This is a genomic window from Mitsuaria chitosanitabida ATCC BAA-476 = NBRC 102408, from assembly GCF_001598255.1.
GTDB classification, from domain to species: Bacteria; Pseudomonadota; Gammaproteobacteria; order Burkholderiales; family Burkholderiaceae_C; genus Roseateles; species Roseateles chitosanitabidus.
Genome location: NZ_BCYP01000033.1, coordinates 206,774 through 224,510, shown reverse-complemented (window position 1 = coordinate 224,510; position 17,737 = coordinate 206,774). Strand labels below are relative to the sequence as shown.

General features: G+C 70.2%; 13 protein-coding genes. 8 read left to right on the top strand and 5 right to left on the bottom strand.

Annotated features, from left to right (window positions below):
* The first annotated feature begins 136 nt into the window (after positions 1-136).
* A complete protein-coding gene (locus tag MCHT01_RS20390) occupies positions 137-1,333 on the top strand; it encodes an Ig-like domain-containing protein (protein ID WP_245643479.1) in 1,197 nt (398 codons plus the stop codon).
* 129 nt (positions 1,334-1,462) lie between these two features.
* Here the strand turns inward: MCHT01_RS20390 and MCHT01_RS20385 are convergent, their stop codons facing one another.
* Entirely contained in the window at positions 1,463-3,295 is a 1,833-nt protein-coding gene (locus tag MCHT01_RS20385; RefSeq protein WP_067067967.1) for a glutamine--tRNA ligase/YqeY domain fusion protein, read from the bottom strand.
* Between the two features lie 183 nt (positions 3,296-3,478).
* Between MCHT01_RS20385 and MCHT01_RS26425 the strand changes: the two genes are divergently transcribed.
* A complete protein-coding gene (locus MCHT01_RS26425; protein WP_067067965.1) occupies positions 3,479-7,612 on the top strand; it encodes an Ig-like domain-containing protein in 4,134 nt (1,377 codons plus the stop codon).
* A gap of 18 nt (positions 7,613-7,630) precedes the next feature.
* On the opposite strand, the gene MCHT01_RS20375 is transcribed toward MCHT01_RS26425, so the two are convergent.
* The 4 genes from MCHT01_RS20375 to MCHT01_RS20360 all read right to left on the bottom strand — a co-directional run bounded on the left by MCHT01_RS20375 (position 7,631) and on the right by MCHT01_RS20360 (position 12,401).
* Positions 7,631-8,515 (bottom strand): LytR/AlgR family response regulator transcription factor, encoded by an 885-nt coding sequence (locus MCHT01_RS20375; protein ID WP_067067963.1) that lies wholly within the window; start codon positions 8,513-8,515, stop codon positions 7,631-7,633.
* Between the two features lie 62 nt (positions 8,516-8,577).
* On the bottom strand, positions 8,578-9,729 hold the full coding sequence (locus MCHT01_RS20370) for a sensor histidine kinase (protein WP_245643473.1): 1,152 nt from the start codon (positions 9,727-9,729) through the stop codon (positions 8,578-8,580).
* A gap of 334 nt (positions 9,730-10,063) precedes the next feature.
* Entirely contained in the window at positions 10,064-10,588 is a 525-nt protein-coding gene (locus MCHT01_RS20365; protein WP_067067961.1) for a DUF6622 family protein, read from the bottom strand.
* A 193-nt stretch (positions 10,589-10,781) separates the two neighbouring features.
* Positions 10,782-12,401, bottom strand: coding sequence for a helicase HerA-like domain-containing protein (locus MCHT01_RS20360; protein ID WP_067067958.1), 1,620 nt, complete (start codon positions 12,399-12,401; stop codon positions 10,782-10,784).
* A gap of 103 nt (positions 12,402-12,504) precedes the next feature.
* Between MCHT01_RS20360 and MCHT01_RS20355 the strand changes: the two genes are divergently transcribed.
* The 6 genes from MCHT01_RS20355 (at position 12,505) to rsfS (ending at position 17,734) form a co-directional block, all read left to right on the top strand.
* Positions 12,505-13,230, top strand: coding sequence for a YebC/PmpR family DNA-binding transcriptional regulator (locus MCHT01_RS20355; RefSeq protein ID WP_067067957.1), 726 nt, complete (start codon positions 12,505-12,507; stop codon positions 13,228-13,230).
* Positions 13,227-14,507: a phosphoribosylamine--glycine ligase gene (purD, locus tag MCHT01_RS20350; protein WP_067067955.1), complete on the top strand. Its 1,281-nt coding sequence runs from the start codon at positions 13,227-13,229 to the stop codon at positions 14,505-14,507. Before MCHT01_RS20355 ends, purD begins: the two co-directional genes overlap by 4 nt.
* Positions 14,508-14,578: 71 nt before the next feature.
* Positions 14,579-15,352: a 1-acyl-sn-glycerol-3-phosphate acyltransferase gene (locus tag MCHT01_RS20345; RefSeq protein WP_169806175.1), complete on the top strand. Its 774-nt coding sequence runs from the start codon at positions 14,579-14,581 to the stop codon at positions 15,350-15,352.
* Positions 15,349-16,284: an oxygen-dependent coproporphyrinogen oxidase gene (gene hemF / locus MCHT01_RS20340; protein WP_067067951.1), complete on the top strand. Its 936-nt coding sequence runs from the start codon at positions 15,349-15,351 to the stop codon at positions 16,282-16,284. Before MCHT01_RS20345 ends, hemF begins: the two co-directional genes overlap by 4 nt.
* A 13-nt stretch (positions 16,285-16,297) precedes the next feature.
* Positions 16,298-16,921 carry a nicotinate (nicotinamide) nucleotide adenylyltransferase gene (nadD, locus tag MCHT01_RS20335; protein WP_067068104.1) on the top strand — a complete coding sequence of 208 codons (624 nt, stop codon included), beginning with the start codon at positions 16,298-16,300 and terminating at the stop codon, positions 16,919-16,921.
* Positions 16,922-17,734: a ribosome silencing factor gene (gene rsfS, locus MCHT01_RS20330; RefSeq protein WP_067067949.1), complete on the top strand. Its 813-nt coding sequence runs from the start codon at positions 16,922-16,924 to the stop codon at positions 17,732-17,734.
* Positions 17,735-17,737: the final 3 nt, after the last annotated feature.

The following is a 17,737-nucleotide window of genomic DNA, read 5'->3' as shown; positions in this document are numbered from 1 at the left end:
CGGGTCGGGCGATGCCCCTGCCGCCAGCGGAGGCGGATCCGGCGGATCGCGCCCGCCCGCCGATGGGTCAGGGCCGGACGCGGGACCGCCGGGGGGGCTCGACGGTGAGGCCGCGGGATCGCCGCGCGTGTCGCTGATGGCCGCCGTGATCGCGCCGGACGATGGCCGCGTCCTGACCCGGGACGCGACGGTGGCGGTCAGCGGCATCGCGCCGGGCGCCTCCTGGTGGTACAGCCTGGACGACGGCGCGAGCTGGGTCCGCGGGCGTGGCGACCGCCTGCCCGCCAGCGTCTTTGGCGAGGACGGCGACAAGCATCTGCAGGTGCGTCAGGTCGACCAGGCCGGCACGCCCGGGGAGATCGCGGCGCTGAAGTTCACCCTCGACACCACGGCGCCGCAGCTGCCCTCGGTGCGCCTGACCCAGGACACCGGCATCGCGGGGGATCAACTGACCCACGACTGGGGTTTCACCGTCGGCGGCCTGGAGCCCGGAGGCCGCTGGCGTTTCAGTGTCGATGGCGGGGACTGGCAGGACGGCGTCGGCGATCGCTTCGACGCCATCGACGCGCAGGGCCAGCGGATGGCACTGCCGGACGGCACGCACACGGTGCGCGTGGAGGTCCGCGACGCGGTGGGCAACACGACCCTCGGCACGCTCGACTTCCAGACCGACATGACGCCGCCGCTGGACGCGCTGAGCCTCGCGCTGGAGAACGACACCGGCGCCGACGACACGGACGGCATCACCAACGATCCCTTGCTGTCCGTCATCGGTCTGCAGGCGGGTGACCTGTGGGCGGTGAGCGTCGACCAGGGCGCGAGCTGGACGGCGCCGCTGCCAGGCGAGTCCAGCGGTGAGTTCTTCCAGCAGTTGCTGAGGACCGATGGCGCCTGGCAGGTGCTGGTCCGTCGCGAGGATGCGGCGGGCAACGCGGGGCCCGTAGGTCCGGCCCTGGACCTGACGCTCGACCGCGTCGGTCCGACGACGCCGGCCACGGTGAAGCTGCGCAACGACACGGGCGTCGACAAGACCGACGGGATCACCGCGGACGCGACCATCCAGGTCACGCTCGCCGCCGACGCCGTGCGCGGGGCCTACCGGCTGGGCCCCACGGAGTCCTGGACGGCCATCGGTCCTGGCGGGCTGATCGACGACACGCAGTTCTCCCGGAGCGACAGTGCCCGCACCGTCGAGGTCGGCCAATGGGACCTGGCGGGCAATCGCGGCGTCAGCGGCTGGCTGACCTTCACCAAGCCCCTGGTGCTGAACGCGCCGCACCTGGACCTGCCCCATGCCGCGCTCCTGCAGCAAGGCGTGGGGTTGCCGATCTGATCCGGACGACGCCATGAAGAAGGGGCGCCCGAGGCGCCCCTTGATTCGCTGGTCGACGGTCCTTGGCCGACGGCCGTCAACCGGCGTTCATCGGCCGGCGATCACCGGCCAACGCTCATGTGTCGACGCTCACTTGCCGAAGCTGTCGCGCAGTCCGGTGATCTTGTTGAACACCGGCGCGTCGGCCCGGTGATCGACGCGATCGGAGACGAAGTAGCCATGACGCTCGAACTGCACCTTGGTGTCCGGCGCCGCGTGCTTCAGCGAGGGCTCCAGGTAGCCGCGCACGACGCGCTTGGAATCGGGATTGAGCAGCTCCAGGAAGTTGCGCTCGCCGGCGTCCGGCTGGGCCTCGGTGAACAGGCGGTCGTACAGGCGCAGCTCGGTGGCCACGGCCTCGTGCGCGCCCACCCAGGTGATCACGCCCTTGACCTTGACCGCGTCGGCGCCCGGCGTGCCGCTCTTGGTGTCGGGGACCAGGTCCGCGAGGACCGCGGTGATCTGGCCGTCGGCATCCTTCTCGCAGCCGACGCACTCGATCACGTAGCCGTACTTCAGGCGCGCCTTGTTGCCGGGGAACAGACGGTGGTAGCCCTTGACCGGGACCTCCATGAAGTCCTCGCGCTCGATCCACAGCGCGGGGCCCAGGCTGAACTCGCGCGTGCCCAGCTCGGGGACATGCGGGTGCGCCGGGGCGGAGCAGGGCTCGCGATGGTCCAGGGAGCCGAAGATCTCCGCGTAGTTGCGCAGCTTCAGCGGGACCGGGTCCAGCACCGCCATCGCGCGGGCGGCCTTGCCCTCGAGGTCGGCGCGCAGGTAGCCGTCGAGGACCGAGTAGTCGATCCAGGCGTTGGTCTTGGACGCGCCGGTGCTCTCGACCATCGCGCGGATGGACTCGGGCGTGTAGCCGCGGCGGCGCATGCCGACCAGCGTGGGCATGCGGGGATCGTCCCAGCCGTCGACGTGCTTCTCGTCGACCAGCTGGCGCAGCTTGCGCTTGCTGGTGACGACGTAGCTCAGGTTCAGGCGGCCGAACTCGTACTGGTGCGGGAGCGGGCGGGCCAGCAGGCCGCCCTCGGCCAGGCGCTCGAGCAGCCAGTCGTAGAACGGGCGCTGGTCCTCGAACTCCAGCGTGCAGACGCTGTGGGTGATGCACTCCAGCGCGTCCTCGATGGGATGCGCGAAGGTGTACATCGGGTAGATGCACCACTGGTCGCCGGTGTTGTGGTGGGTCGCGCGGCGGATGCGGTACAGGGCCGGATCGCGCAGGTTGATGTTGGGCGACGCCATGTCGATCTTGGCGCGCAGCACCATCGCGCCGTCCGGGTGCTTCCCGTCACGCATCTCGCGCAGGCGCTCCAGGTGCTGCTCGGGCGTGCGGTCGCGGAAGGGGCTGTTCTTGCCGGGCGTGCCGAAGTCGCCGCGGTTGGCGCGCATCTCCTCGGGCGTCTGCTCGTCGACGTAGGCCAGGCCCTGCGACACCAGGTACTCGGCGGCGCGGTACATGAAGTCGAAGTAGTTGCTGGCGTAGAAGAGGTGGCTGGTCGGCTGGCCGTGGCCGTCCGGCGCGGTCCAGCTCCAGCCCAGCCACGCGACCATCTCCTTGATCGCGTCGACGTACTCCTGCTCTTCCTTCTCCGGATTGGTGTCGTCGAAGCGCAGGTGGCAGATGCCGCCATAGTCCCGCGCCAGGCCGAAGTTCAGGCAGATCGCCTTGGCGTGACCGATGTGCAGGTAGCCGTTGGGCTCGGGCGGGAAGCGGGTGCGGATCTTGGCGGGGTCCAGCGGACCGGCGGCCTGGTGCGCCGCGTCGCCGGGCGTGCCGGCGAAGTGGCGCTGCGGCTGGAAGCCCTGCTCCAGGTCGCGCTCGATGATGGCGCGCAGGAAGTTGCTGGGCTTGACGGCCGCGCCGTCGGTCTTGTCGGTCGCCGGAGCACCGGCGGTCTTGTCGTGGCTGGACATCGATTTAGGGAGTCTCGAGAGAGGCCGGAGATTCTACGTGGGCAGGGAGCCCCTGACGTTTTAGGGATCGTCTGCTTCGAAAAGTTGAGTCGCGTCGGCCGGGATGGCCGTGATGGGTGATGGCCGCGCGGAGGCGTGCTTTTGATACTGCCAGCTTTCCATTGACCACAGTGAATCTCCGTCATGCAGTTCTCCCGACACGGCCTCATGCCTTCCCCCGACCAACCCGCTCGTTCCGGCGTGCCTGACGCGGATGGTGTCGCGCCGGACGTCGCGCCGGACGTCGAGCGTCGGCGCAAGAACGAGCACGACGCGGCGCACCCGACTGACGACGAGACCGTACAGACGCCGGAGCAGGCCGAAGCCATCGTCACGCCGCCGGAGGCGTCGGCGACCGATCCCGCCTCGGCGCCCGGGCCGGCCGTGGTCGGCGGTGGCGAGTCGACGGAACCCCTCCCCGGGTCGAATGGCAAGGACGAGACTTCGACCGAGAAGTCCGTCGCCGCGATGGCGACCTGGTTGCTGGGCGCCGCGCTGACCGCGGGGTCGGCCGCGGCGGTCATGAGCGCATCGGGGAGCGACACGAAGCCGCAGGGCGATCCGAAGCCCGATCCCGAACCCAAGCCAGGAACCGAGTCGACACCTGACCCCGTGCCCGAGTCCAAACCCGAACCCAAGCCGGATCCCAAGCCGGAACCGAATCCCAACCCCAACCCCAACCCCAACCCCAACCCCAACCCCAATCCCGACCCTGAACCGAAGCCTGAACCGAAGCCGGATCCGGCCGTGCCGACGCCGGCCACGCCACAGCTCACCCTCCATGCGCCCGGGGCGTCGCGTGACGGGCTGCTCGGCGCCGCGGGCGAGATCCGCGTCGCCGCGCTGGAGACGGGCGCACGCTGGGAGTATTCGCTCGATGGTGGCAAGACCTGGCAAGCGGGCAGTGGCACCGCGCTGATCCCAACGGCCCTGGGCTCCGACGGCAGCAAGACCTTGCTGGTGGCGCAGGTCAACGAACAAGGCGGACGCAGCGCCGCGGGGCAGCTGCAGTTCGACATGGACACCATCGCGCCGGTGGGGCCGGCGCTGTCGCTGGTGGCGGATACCGGCACGTCCTCCGCCGACAGCTGGAGCAGCAGCGGCACCCTCCGCGTCGACGGTCTGGAGGCGGACGCGCGCTGGCAGTACAGCGTCGATGGCGGCGTGAGCTGGTGGAACGGGACGGGCACGACGATCGAGTCCGCGCAACTGGGCGGCGATGGCGCGAAGGAGGTGCAGGTCAGGCAGACGGATGCCGCGGGCAATGAGGGTCCGATCGGCAGCCTGCGCGTCGTGCTGGACACCCGGGCGGCGGAGGTGACCCTCACCTTGGCGAACGACACCGGGCTGTCCAGCGCGGACGGGATCACGCGGGACGCGACGGTGAAGATCGGCGGACTGGAAGCGGGCCTGCTCTGGGAGTACCGGCTCGACGGCGGCCCGTGGGTGGCCGGGACCGGTGACACGATCGCGGCCTCGGAGTTCGGTTCGCAGGCGGGTGAGCGCCGGGTCGAGCTCCGCCACGTCGACGGCGCGGGCAATCGGGGGAGCGCGACGCTGGTCTTCACGCTGGATACCCGCGTTGCCGCGCCGACGGCCAGCTTGGCGGTGGACTCCGGTGTGGCGGACGACGGTCGGACCCACGACCCGACCGTGATCGTCGGCGGTCTGGAGTCCGGCGCCATCTGGAACTTCCAGATCAACGGCGGCGAATGGCAGCGGGGGCATGGTGATCGCATCGACCGATCGGCGTTCGACGGCATGGCCGATGGCGCGCAGACGGTCCGCATCCAGCAGATCGATGCCGCCGGGAACGAGGCCTTCGGCAGTCTCGTCTTCCAGCTGCAACGTCAGGCGGCGGCACCGACGGTGGGCCTGGTCGACGACAGCGGCCTGGCTGGCGACGGCATCTCGCGCGATGGCAGCTTGAGCGTGGGCGCCATCGAGCGCGGCGGCCGATGGGAGTTCCGTGTCAACGGCGGCGAGTGGAAGGCGGGCAGCGGGGACCGCATCGCCGGCAGCGAGTTCTCGTCCGCGCCGGACGGCTGGCAGCGCGCGGAGGTCCGGCATACCGATGCGGTGGGGAACCAGGCCACGACGGTGTTCGAGTTCCAGCTCGACCGCGTGGCCACGGCGCCGACCGTGGCGCTGGCGGACGACACGGGTGTGGCCGGCGATCGGGTCACGCGCGACGGCACCTTGATCGTGGGAGGTCTCGAGCCGGGCGGACGTTGGGACTACCGCCTCGACGGGGGCGGCTGGCAGGCCGGCAGCGGTGACCGTGTCGCGTCCACGGCCGCGGGCGGCGAGGGCCCGCATCGCATGGAGATCCGGCACACCGACGTCGCCGGCAACGTCACCATCAGCGACCTGGCCTACGTCGTCGATCGGAGCGTCGCATCGCCGACTCTCGCGCTGGCGGATGACACCGGCGTCGCCGGGGACCGGGTCACCCGAGACGCGACGATCGCCGTCGGCGCCCTTGAAGCCGGCGCGGTCTGGGAGTACCGGATCGGCGGCGGCGCGTGGAAGGCCGGCAGTGGCAACCGCATCGCGGCGACCGAGTTCGCCGCGGACGGGCGCTACACCGTGGACGTGCGACAGACCGACATCGCCGGCAACGTGAGTTCAGCGTCGCTGGACTTCACGCTGGACCGGCAGGCGGCCGCGGTCAGCGCGGCCTTGGTGAGCGATACGGGCGTGGATGGCGATCGAATCACCCGCGATGCAGCCATCGCCGTCGGCGGTCTCGAGACGGGGCGAGCTTGGGAGTACCGCATCGGGACCGGCGCCTGGAAGACCGGCAGTGGCAATCGCATCGCCGCGACCGAGTTCGGCACCGATGGCAGCTACACCGTCGAGGTTCGCCAGGCCGACATCGCGGGCAATGTCGGTACCGGTTCGTTGAGCTTCACGCTGGATCGCGTCGCGGCCGCTCCGACCGCCTCGCTGGCCGATGACACCGGCGCGAGCGCCACCGACGGCATCACCTCGAAGGCCGGCGTCAGCATCGGCGGGCTGGAGGCCGGGGCCACCTGGCAGTTCAGCCGTGACCAACTGGCCTGGCGCACGGGCAGTGGCGTGGAGATCCCCGCGTCGGAGTTCAGCGGCGATGGGGCGAAGGTCGTCTGGGTGCGGCAGGTCGACGCGGCGGGGAACACGAGTTCGACGCAGGAGCTGCGTTTCACTGTCGACACGGTGGTCGCGGCGCCGACGCTGCAGACGGCCACGCCGTTCAGCGCCTACTACGCGCTCCGGCCTGGCGACGCGACGTCGGACGTCGGTCAATTCCGTCTGGCGGGCGCGCTGAATGCCGATGGACGAATCGAGCTGGGTCTGGAGTCCGGCAGTCGCTGGTACTACAGCGTCAACGGCGGGCAGGATTGGCAAGAGGGCTCCGGGTCGAGCTTCAAGGCGTCGACCCTGACCCACGACGGTCGACATGAACTGCGAGTGCGGCAGATCGACAAGGCCGGCAACGTGAGCAGCGATCAGAGCCTGAGCTTCGATTACGACACCTCGGCTCCGACCGTGAGTGCCCGTCTGAAGAAGGGCGGCGCGCTTGAAGTGACAACGAACGAGGCCGTGCAGTTCGTGCTCCAGGCCAAGGGAGGTCATCCGATCGATCCGGGTCACTTCGATCAGAGCGATGTCTGGGGCACGGAGCGACTGCTTGCGACAGCTGGCACCTTCGGCATCGCGGCGGAGGCGCTGGGCGTGCGGGACTTCGGTGACGATGGCAACGCGGCGCAGTTCACCTACCGCCAGTTGTTCTCCTTGTACGCCGTCGATCAGGCCGGCAATGCGGTGGGAGTGCCGGTGAAGGTCGATGGTCTGCTGGATCCCATTTCGTGGATCAGTCTGCGGTCCCCCACCGGCAACAACGACTGGGTATGGGCGATGCCCCGTGTCCAGAACGGAACGAGCGCCGCGGATGTCCTGCTCGCCGGGCGCGACGACTTCAACGTGCTGTCTGGCGGCGCGGGTGCGGATACCTTCCGCTGGGACGCGGCACAGCCCAAGACCTCCAGAACCGATCTTGTCCTCGACTACAACTTCGCCGAAGGGGATGTACTGGACCTGTCGGCGGTCGTTGCCTCGATTCGCGCGGCGTCGGGCGCCACGTTCCGCTACAGCAAGAGCGTCGAGACGAACGGGGACCTGCTACTCGCTCTGTGGGGCGGGCCAGCAGCCGAAGCGCTCACCCTCAACCTGACGCCGCTCGGCGGCTCGACCTCGATCAGGGTGAGTTGGGACGGCAGCACCTTCGCCATCTGACATGGGCCTAGGCCGCGCTCACATCGCCCTGAACAGATGCCCGTACATCCGGCTCACCGCCAGCTTCTCCGGCCGGCGGCGCAGCCGCAGGGTGAGCTTGCCGGCCTCGTCGCGGTGGACGCGATCGATCGCGTCGACATGCACGATGTGGCCGCGGTGGACTTGCCAGAAGCGCTGTGCGTCGAGCTGCGGGAGCAGTTCGCGCAGCGAGATCCGCACCAGGTACTCCTGATCGGCGGTCAGCACGCGGACGTACTTGTCCGCGGCTTCCAGATAGACCACCTCGTCCAGCGGCACCATCACGATGGCGTCGCCGACGCCGACCTGCAGGTGACGCAGCGGCGTCGTCGAGCCCGACGACGCGTTCGAAGCGCCGCCCGCGACCGCGCCGGTCGCCGACGTGCTCGGCGTCATGCCCGCCGAGGCGCCGCCCGAGGCACCGACGGACGGCGTCGCGCCGACGCCCAGCAGTCCGCGCAGTTGCTCGATCGCCGACTCCAGCGCCGCCGGTGGCGCCTGTCGCTGCGCGAGCGCCGCCTGCAGCCGGCCCACGGTCTGCGCGAGCCGCTCGCGCTGCACCGGCTTGAGCACGTAATCCACGGCCGCCCGCTCGAAGGCCTGGAGCGCGAACTGGTCGTAGGCGGTCACGAAGACCAGCAGCGGGAAGGGCGTCCCGTCCGGCCACTCGTCGGCGAGCTGCGCAGCCGCCTCCAGGCCGGTCATGCCCGGCATGCGGATGTCGAAGAAGCACACCTCGGGCCGGTGGCGCAGCGCCAGCGTCACCGCCTCCTCGCCGTGCGTGGCCATCCCGACCACCTCCAGCGCGGGCCACAGCGCCTTGAGTTCCTGCCGCAGATGCGCGGCCAGCAGTTCTTCGTCTTCGGCGATCAGGGCGGTGGGCATGGGCTCGGTTCCGGATGAGAGGGATTTGGGTGTCGATGTCGGGGCAAGACAGTCGGCCAGGGTCAGGCGGCGCCGGCGGCGGCCACCGTGGCGGTTGCGTCGACGTCCCCCGGGAACGGCATGCGGATGCGGGCCAGCGTGCCGCCGCCGTCGCGGCGCCGGACCTCGAGTCCGGCCCCACCGCCGCAGGCGACGGCCAGGCGCTCGCGAACCTGCGTCGTGCCGAAGCCGCCACCCGGCGCGGGACGCGCCGCCGGATCGAAGCCCGCGCCGTCGTCCTCGACGTCCAGCAGCAGGCAGTCGCCGTCGCGGCCGGCGCGCACGGTCAGCGTGCCGCCGCCGACATGCGGTTCCAGGCCGTGCTTGATCGCGTTCTCCACCAGCGGCTGCAGCAGCAGCGGCGGCACGCTGAGCGACTCCAGCGCGGCCGGCAGCTCGAACTCGAAGCGCAGCCGCGACCCCATGCGGACCTGCATCAGGGCCAGGTAATCCTGGATCCGGGCGAACTCGTCCTTGAGCGTGTGGCGCTCGGCGCGCGAGGCCGACAGCGTGGCGCGCAGGAAGGCGATCAGGTGGTCGAGCATGGCCTGCGCGCGTGCCGGATCCATGCCGATCAGCACCCGCAGGTTGGCCAGCGTGTTGAACAGCATGTGCGGCTCGAGCTGCGATTCGAGCAGCCGCAGCTGGGTCTCGGCGGCCTGGCGGCGCAGGGTTTCGGCGTGGGCTTCGGCGTCGGCCAGGCGGTGACGGGAGAGCAGGAAGACCGTCGCGATGAAGCCCGGCACCAGCGACACCACCAGCACGGCCACCGCGCTGCGCCAGGGGACGGAGGTCAGATTGCGCTCCTGCAGGCCGGTGACCAGGTTGCCCATCTCGACGCCGAAGATGTAGCCGGCGGGCGTGCCCAGCAGCAGCGACAGGACCATCAGCGGCCAGCCCGGCCATCCGGTCCAGTCCTGGGGCTGGCGCGGGACGCGGCCGAGGCGGCTGAGCACGGCGCGGCGGATCCAGGCCAGACCGTAGCGCAGCACGTTGATGCAGAAGGTGCAGCCCAGCGAGATGAAGGAGCAGTAGATCAGGGTCAGCCCCGGCGGCTGGCGGAACACCGCGACCAGCACCAGCGAGATGGCCACCGCGATGGAGACGACGATCGTCAGCTGCTTGAGCAGCCAGCGGGCGGTCAGCGGCTTGGCGACGGTGTGCATCGGGGGCATGGGTGGAGCGGGAGGCAGGCTCGGGGGCAAGGTGGTGGCGATCATCGCTGACTTCCGAGAGGGGGCTGGGTGGGGCTCGCTGACTTCAACGGCCCTCACCCCAACCCCTCTCCCGCGCAGCGGGAGAGGGGCCATTCGGCGCGAGGTCGAGGCTGGCTGCTCAGCGCTTGGTCTTACGGCGCGAGGTGGAGGCTGGCTGCGCAGCGCTTGGTCTTGCCCCCTCTCCCGCGCAGCGGGAGAGGGGCCGCCGGGGCGCTCAGCGTGTGGGCCACGATGACGCCCGTGCGGTGTTACCCCCTCTCCCGCTTGCGGGAGAGGGCAGGGGTGAGGGTCTTCAGACCGCCACCGCCGCCACGCCACGCGGACGCGCGCTCAGGATGTTGATCGAGCGACCGAGGAAGCAGCCGCTGAGCAGGCCGAAGGCGGCGCTGGTGACGACGATGAAGCCGATCTGATGCGCGACGTCCGGATGCACGGCCAGGGTGATGCCGACATAGGCCTTCATCACGAAGATGCTCAGCATCACGACCAGCGGGAACCAGCTGCCGCCCACGTGGAAGCGGTCGGTGGCGGCGTCGAAGCTCACCTGGCCGGGCCAGCCGATGCCGCGGATCACGGTGATGCCGGTGGCGATGCCGACGGCCCAGGCCAGTCCGGCGACGCTGAACAGTCCCGAGGTGCTGTTCACCCCCCAGATGCCGAAGGCCAGCCAGATCAGCGGCACGACCACCACCCGCTTGGGGGCCATCGTCATCGGGCGCGACATCCGGACGCCCATGGCGACGATGGCGGCCAGGATGCCCCAGACGAACAGGGGGATGTGGGCCAGGATGTCGAGGAGGGAGGGGGCGTGTTGCATGGCGGTCTCCGATGAAGGTCGCGGTGGGGATGGCGCGACTGTCGGGGACCGGCGGCGGGCCGCCCATCGCCCTGCGACGAAGCGCAGGGATGCGGCGCCAGCGGTCGGCGTCCGGCGCGAACGGCGGCGCCGCTGGCGCGGGCCGGGGCCCGTCCGCGGCCGGATCGGTGCCCGGGAGACCTCCCGCCCGGCTTCAGCGCCGCTTCGATCCTCCGCCCAGCAGGCCGCCAAGCACGCCGCGGACGATCTCGCGGCCGACCGAGGACCCGATCGAGCGCAGCGCCGACTTGGCCGCCGTCTCCGCCAGGCCTTCATGGCGGCCGCCGCGCGGGCCGGTCGAACCGAAGAGCACATCCTTCAGACCGTCCAGCATCCCGCCGCCGCTCGGCGCCTGGGGCGCGGGCGCCGCCGGGGTCGAGCCGGCGCGACCGCGGAAGACCGCGTTGCCCTCGTCGGCCATGGAACCACCCGAGCCGCCGGACCCGCCCTGGGGTGCCGGCGCCGCGCCGTCCGCCCGACCCGCCGCCGCCGGCGTCGCCGCGGCGCGGCCGGTGAGGCGCTCGTAGGCCGACTCGCGATCGACCTGCTTCTCATAGACGCCCGCCACCAGCGACCCCTGGATCAGCGCCTGGCGCTGCTCCGGCGTGATCGGGCCGATCTGGCTGCCCGGGGGCAGGACGAAGACGCGCTCGGTGATGCAGGGCCGGCCCTTGTCGTCGAGCAGGCTGACCAGCGCCTCGCCGACGCCCAGCTCGGTGATGGCCATCGCGATGTCCAGCCCGGCCTTGGGCCGCATGGTGTCCGCCGCCGCCTTGACCGCCTTCTGGTCACGAGGGGTGAAGGCGCGCAGCGCGTGCTGCACCCGGTTGCCGAGCTGGCCCAGCACCGTGTCCGGGATGTCCAGCGGGTTCTGCGTCACGAAATACACGCCCACGCCCTTGGACCGGACCAGCCGCACCACCAGTTCGATGCGCTCGACCAGGGCGGCGGGGGCGTCCTTGAACAGCAGATGGGCCTCGTCGAAGAAGAACACCAGCTTGGGCTTGTCCAGGTCGCCGACCTCGGGGAGCGTCTCGAACAGCTCCGACAGCATCCACAGAAGGAAGGTCGCGTACAGCCGCGGGGCCGCCATCAGCTTGTCGGCCGCCAGGATGTTGATCACGCCCAGGCCGTCGGCCGTCTGCATGAAATCGTGGATGTCCAGCATCGGCTCGCCGAAGAACTTGTCCCCGCCTTGCGCCTCGATCTGGAGCAGGCCGCGCTGGATCGCGCCCACGCTGGCCGCCGAGACGTTGCCGTACTGCGTCGTGTACTGGCTGGCGTTCTCGCCGACGTGGGCGAGCATCGCCCGCAGATCCTTCAGGTCCAGCAAGGCCAGGCCCTGGTCATCGGCGATCTTGAAGACCATCTGAAGCACGCCGGCCTGGGTCTCGTTCAGCGCCAACATCCGCGTCAGCAGCAGCGGGCCCATGTCGGACACCGTGGCGCGTACGGGGTGGCCCTGCTCGCCGAAGACGTCCCACAGCGTGGTGGGGCAGGCCTGGGACAGCGGGGGCTCGATGCCGCGCTCCTGCAGCACGGCCAGCAGCTTGGTCGACGGATGGCCCGCCTGGGAGATGCCGGTCAGGTCGCCCTTGACGTCCGCCATGAAGACCGGAACGCCCATCTGGCTGAAGGATTCGGCCAGTTTCTGCAGGCTGATCGTCTTGCCCGTGCCGGTCGCGCCGGTGATCAGACCGTGGCGGTTCGCCAACGCGGGGAGCAGCGCGCATTCGATGTCGCCGTGGCGGGCCAGCAGGATCGGGTCGGCCATGCGGAATTCTCCAGAGGCAAAAAGCTAAAATCGCAGTCTAACGAAGCAACCACAGCACCGGCCCGGAGTTTTCTCCGGGCCGTTGTCACAGGAGAACCAGGACATGGCAGGGCATTCCAAATGGGCCAACATCCAGCACCGCAAGGGCCGTCAGGACGAGAAGCGTGGCAAGGTCTGGACCCGTCTGACGCGTGAAATCATCGTGTCCGCCCGCGCCGGCGGCGCCGACATCGCGATGAACCCCCGCCTGCGTCTGGCGATCGAGAAGGCCAAGGCGGCCAACATGCCGGCCGACAACATCAAGCGCAACGTCGACAAGGCCACCGGCAACCTGGACGGCGTCACGTACGAGGAAATCCGCTACGAGGGCTACGGCATCGGCGGCGCGGCCGTCATCGTGGACTGCATGACCGACAACCGGGTCCGCACCGTGGCCGAAGTGCGTCACGCCTTCAGCAAGTACGGCGGCAACCTGGGCACGGAAGGATCGGTGGCGTTCCAGTTCAAGCACTGCGGCCAACTGGTCTTCGCTCCCGGCACGTCCGAGGACAAGGTCATGGAAGTGGCGCTGGAAGCCGGCGCCGAGGACGTGGTCACGGACGACGACGGCGCGATCGAGGTGCTGACCGCCCCGGGTGATTTCGAAGCCGTCAAGAACGCGCTGGAAGCGGCCGGCCTGAAGGCCGAGATCGCCGAGGTCACGATGCGGGCCGAGAACACCATCGACCTGACCGGCGACGACGCCGCCCGCATGCAGAAGCTGCTGGACATCATCGAGGACCTGGACGACGTCCAGGAGGTCTATCACAACGCGAGCATTTCCGAATGAAGGTCCTGGTCCTCGGCAACGGCGGCCGTGAGCACGCGCTGGCCTGGCGGCTGGCGCAGGGCGAGCGCGTCAGTCAGGTCTTCGTGGCCCCCGGCAACGGCGGCACCGCGCGCGACAGCAAGCTCAAGAACGTCCCCATCACCGACGTGAAGGCGCTGGCCGACTTCGCGCAGGAACAGAAGATCGCGCTGACGGTGGTCGGCCCCGAGGCGTTTCTCGCCGCCGGCGTGGTCGACGAGTTCCGCGCCCGCGGCCTGCGCATCTTCGGCCCCACCAAGGCGGCCGCGCAGCTGGAGAGCTCCAAGGCCTTCGCCAAGGAGTTCATGAAGCGCCACAACATCCCGACGGCGGCCTACGAGACCTTCGCCGACGCGGCGCAGGCGCACGCGTATGTCGACGCGCAGGGCGCGCCCATCGTCATCAAGGCCGACGGCCTGGCGGCGGGCAAGGGCGTCGTCGTCGCGATGACGCTGGCCGAGGCGCACGAGGCCATCGACTGGATCCTGGCCGACAACAAGCTGGGCGTGGTCCACAACGAAGGCGGCGCGCGCGTCGTCATCGAGCAGTTCCTCGAGGGCGAGGAAGCCAGCTTCATCGTGCTGTGCGACGGCCGCAACGTGCTGCCGCTGGCGACCAGCCAGGACCACAAGCGTCTGCAGGATGGCGACCAGGGCCCCAACACGGGCGGCATGGGCGCCTACTCCCCCGCGCCGGTGGTGACGCCCAACGTGCATGCCAAGGTGATGCACGAGATCATCATGCCGACCATCCAGGGCATGGCCCGCGATGGCGTCCCCTTCACCGGCTTCCTGTACGCCGGCCTGATGATCGACGCGCAGGGCCAGCCCCGCACGATCGAGTTCAACACCCGCATGGGCGATCCCGAGACGCAGCCGATCATGATGCGCCTGAAGAGCGACCTGTTCGAGGTGCTGATGCACGCGACCGACGGGACGCTGGACCAGGCCGAGCTGCAATGGGATCGTCGCGCCGCCTTGGGCGTGGTGATGGCCGCCAGCGGCTATCCGCTGTCGCCGCGCAAGGGCGACGTCATCACCGGACTGCCCGAGGACTCGGAAGAGGCGATGGTCTTCCACGCCGGCACCACGCTGCAGGACGACCAGCTGGTCACCAGCGGCGGTCGCGTGCTGTGCGTGACCGCGCTGGGCGAGGCCGTGCGCCATGCCCAGCAGCACGCCTACCAGGCGCTGACCTCCATCCAGTTCGACGGCAAGCAGTTCCGCCACGACATCGGCTACCGCGCCATCAAGCGCTGAGCCGACGACCGGACCCGCGCGACAGGACCCGACCCCAGCCTCGCTCCGAACGAGAACGCCCCACCCCGATCTTGAGCTTCGACCCACCGCCCCTTTCTCCGGCCTCCGCGACGAGCCCGGCTTCGGCCGCGCCCGGCGCGGTGCCGGACGCCGGTGCTGGCGCGCTGGCGAGCGCCCGCGGCCCGCGCCGCTGGACCGGCCCGCTGACGCCCTTCCTGAACGGCAGCGCGCTCGCCACGGCGGTGCTGCGCCTGTTCGGGTGGCGCGTCGTGTGCCAGGGCTTGCCCGCGCGGCAGGGGGTGGTGCTGGTCTATCCGCACACCTCGAACTGGGACTTCCCGATCGGCGTTCTGGCCAAATGGAGCCTGGGCTTCCAGCTCAAGTTCTGGGCCAAGGACAGCCTGTTCCGGCTGCCGGTCTTCGGCCACTGGATGCGTGCCATCGGCGGCGTGGCGATCAACCGGCGCGCGGCCAACGGCATGGTCGGCGACACCGCGGCCCAGATGCGCGAGGCCAAGGCGCGCGACCAGCACTTCTGGCTGATCGTCGCGCCCGAAGGGACGCGGGGCTATGTCGATCACTGGAAGTCCGGCGCGTACCACGTGGCCGTGCAGGCGGGCGTGCCCGTGGGCCTGGCCTCGTTCGACTTCGCGACGAAGCGCGTGGTGTTCACCGATTTCGTCGAGATCAGCGGCGATCCCGAGCGGGACTTCGCGCTCTTCGCCGAGATCCTGAAGGGCCGCCGCGGCAAGCGGCCCGAGAACGCCGGACTGATCCGGTTGAAGCCGGACGCCCAGGCGCCGGCCCCGACACCATCCGCGCGCGACGAGGGAGACCAGAGATGAATACGGAAGTGGTGCGCGACTACCTGCTCGGACTGCAGCAGCGCATCGTCACGACGCTGGAACGGCTGGATGGCCAGCCCTTCCTCATGGACGCCTGGCAGCGCGAGCCCGGTGGCCGCCTCGAGGGCGACGGCGTGGTCCGCCTGATCGAGAACGGCGGCCTGTTCGAGCGCGGTGGGGTCAATTTCTCGCATGTGCGCGGCCGCGTGCTGCCGCCCTCGGCGACGGCCCACCGGCCCGAGCTCGCGGGCGCCCCCTTCGAGGCGATGGGCGTGTCGCTGGTCCTGCACCCGCACAACCCCTTCGTCCCGACGGTCCACATGAACGTGCGCATGTTCGCGGCGCTCCCGGTGGACGCGGCGCCGGTGGTGTGGTTCGGCGGTGGCATGGACCTGACCCCGTACTACGGCTTCGAGCGCGACGCCCAGCATTTCCACCGCACCTGCCGCGCGGCGCTGGAGCCGCATGGCGCGGACCTGTATCCGCGCTTCAAGCAGTGGTGCGACGACTACTTCTTCCTGAAGCACCGCAACGAGCCGCGCGGCGTGGGCGGCATCTTCTTCGACGATCACGCGGACGGCGGCTTCGACGCGGCCTTCGGCATGATGCAGTCGGTGGGCGACGCCTTCCTGCCGGCCTACGAGCCCATCGTCGAGCGCCGCCATGGCCTGGCCTACGGCGAGCGCGAGCGGGAGTTCCAGGCCTACCGGCGCGGACGCTATGTCGAGTTCAACCTGGTCTTCGATCGGGGCACGCTCTTCGGACTGCAGTCGGGCGGGCGCACGGAATCGATCCTGATGTCGATGCCTCCCGTCGCGCACTGGCGCTACGACTGGCATCCGGAGGAGGGCTCGCCCGAGGCGAAGCTGTACAGCGACTTCCTCCGCCCGCGGGACTGGGCGGACGAGGCGCCCACCCATCTCTGGTTCTGAGGCGCGGGTGGGCGTGAGCGACAACAAGGCCGCCGCGCGGCAGGTCGGCTGGTTCGGCGGGTCCTTCGATCCCGTGCACCGGGCGCATCTGGCGCTGGCCCATGCGGCGCTGACGGGGCTGGCGCTGGACGAGGTGCGCTGGGTCGTGGCGGGCCAGCCGTGGCAGAAGGCCGGACGCCGCATGGCGTCGGGCGAGGATCGGGCCGCGATGGTGCGGCTCATGATCGAGGGGCCGGGCGGCGATGCGCGCTTCGTCCTCGACGATCGCGAATTGAGGCGCGCCGGGCCGAGCTACACGCTCGAGTCGGTGCGCGAGTACCAGCAGGCGCGTCCCGACGACAGGCTGTGGCTGGTGCTGGGACAGGACCAGTTGGCCGGCTTGACGAGCTGGCACGGCTGGGAGGAACTGGTCGAGCGCATGGGGCTGGCAGTCGCGGCCCGCGCGCAGGACGAGGTGAGGGCGCCGGCGGCGCTGCTGGAACGGCCGCATCGGCTGGTCCGGCTGGACATGCCGGTGCTGCAATGGTCATCCACCGAGGCCCGCCGTCTGGCGGCCGAGGGTGCTGACGCGAGGCCCGTGGTGGGCGAAGCGGTCGCGGGTTATATTGCCCGCCACCGTCTCTACAGTGAGAGCTGAATGGACATCAAGAAACTGCAACGTGCCATCGTCGATGGTCTGGAAGACGTGAAGGGCCAGGACATCGTGGTCTTCGACACCGAGCGTCTGTCCCCATTGTTCGAGCGGGTGATCATCGCCTCGGGCACGAGCAACCGGCAGACCAAGGCGCTGGCCTCCAGCGTCCGTGAGACGGTCAAGTCGCGCGGCATGCAGGTGATGCGCACCGAGGGCGAGGACAACGGCGAATGGATCATCGTGGACTGCGGCGCGGCCGTGGTGCACCTGATGCAGCCGGCGATCCGCCAGTACTACCACCTGGAAGAGATCTGGGGCGGCAAGCCGGTCAAGATGAAGGTCGCCAGCGGCGAGACCCGCCTGGTGAAGGCCTCCGAGCCGATGGACGACGAGGACGACGCGCCCAAGGCCAAGAAGGCGGCGAAGAAGCCGGCCAAGGCCAAGTCGGTCGACGGCGAGGCCGTGGCCTCCGCCTCGAAGAAGGCCCCCACGCGCGCGACGGGCACCAAGTCCGCCGCGGCGAAGCCGGCCAAGGCCGCCGCCGCCAAGCCCGCCGCCAGGAAGCCCGCGACCAAGGCCACCGGCACCAAGTCCGCGGCCGCCAAGCCCGCCACCAAGTCGGCCCGCAAGCCGGCGGTGAAGGCCGCGCCGGTGGAGACCGTCAAGGTCGGCAGCAAGAAGCCGGCGACCAAGAAGGTCTCGCCGAAGGTCGCCGCGGCCAAGCCCGCGGTGAAGAAGCCGGCGGCCAAGGTCGCCAAGCCCGCGGCCAAGAAGACGACGGTCAAGACCGGCACGAAGTCCAAGGCCAAGGCCTGATCC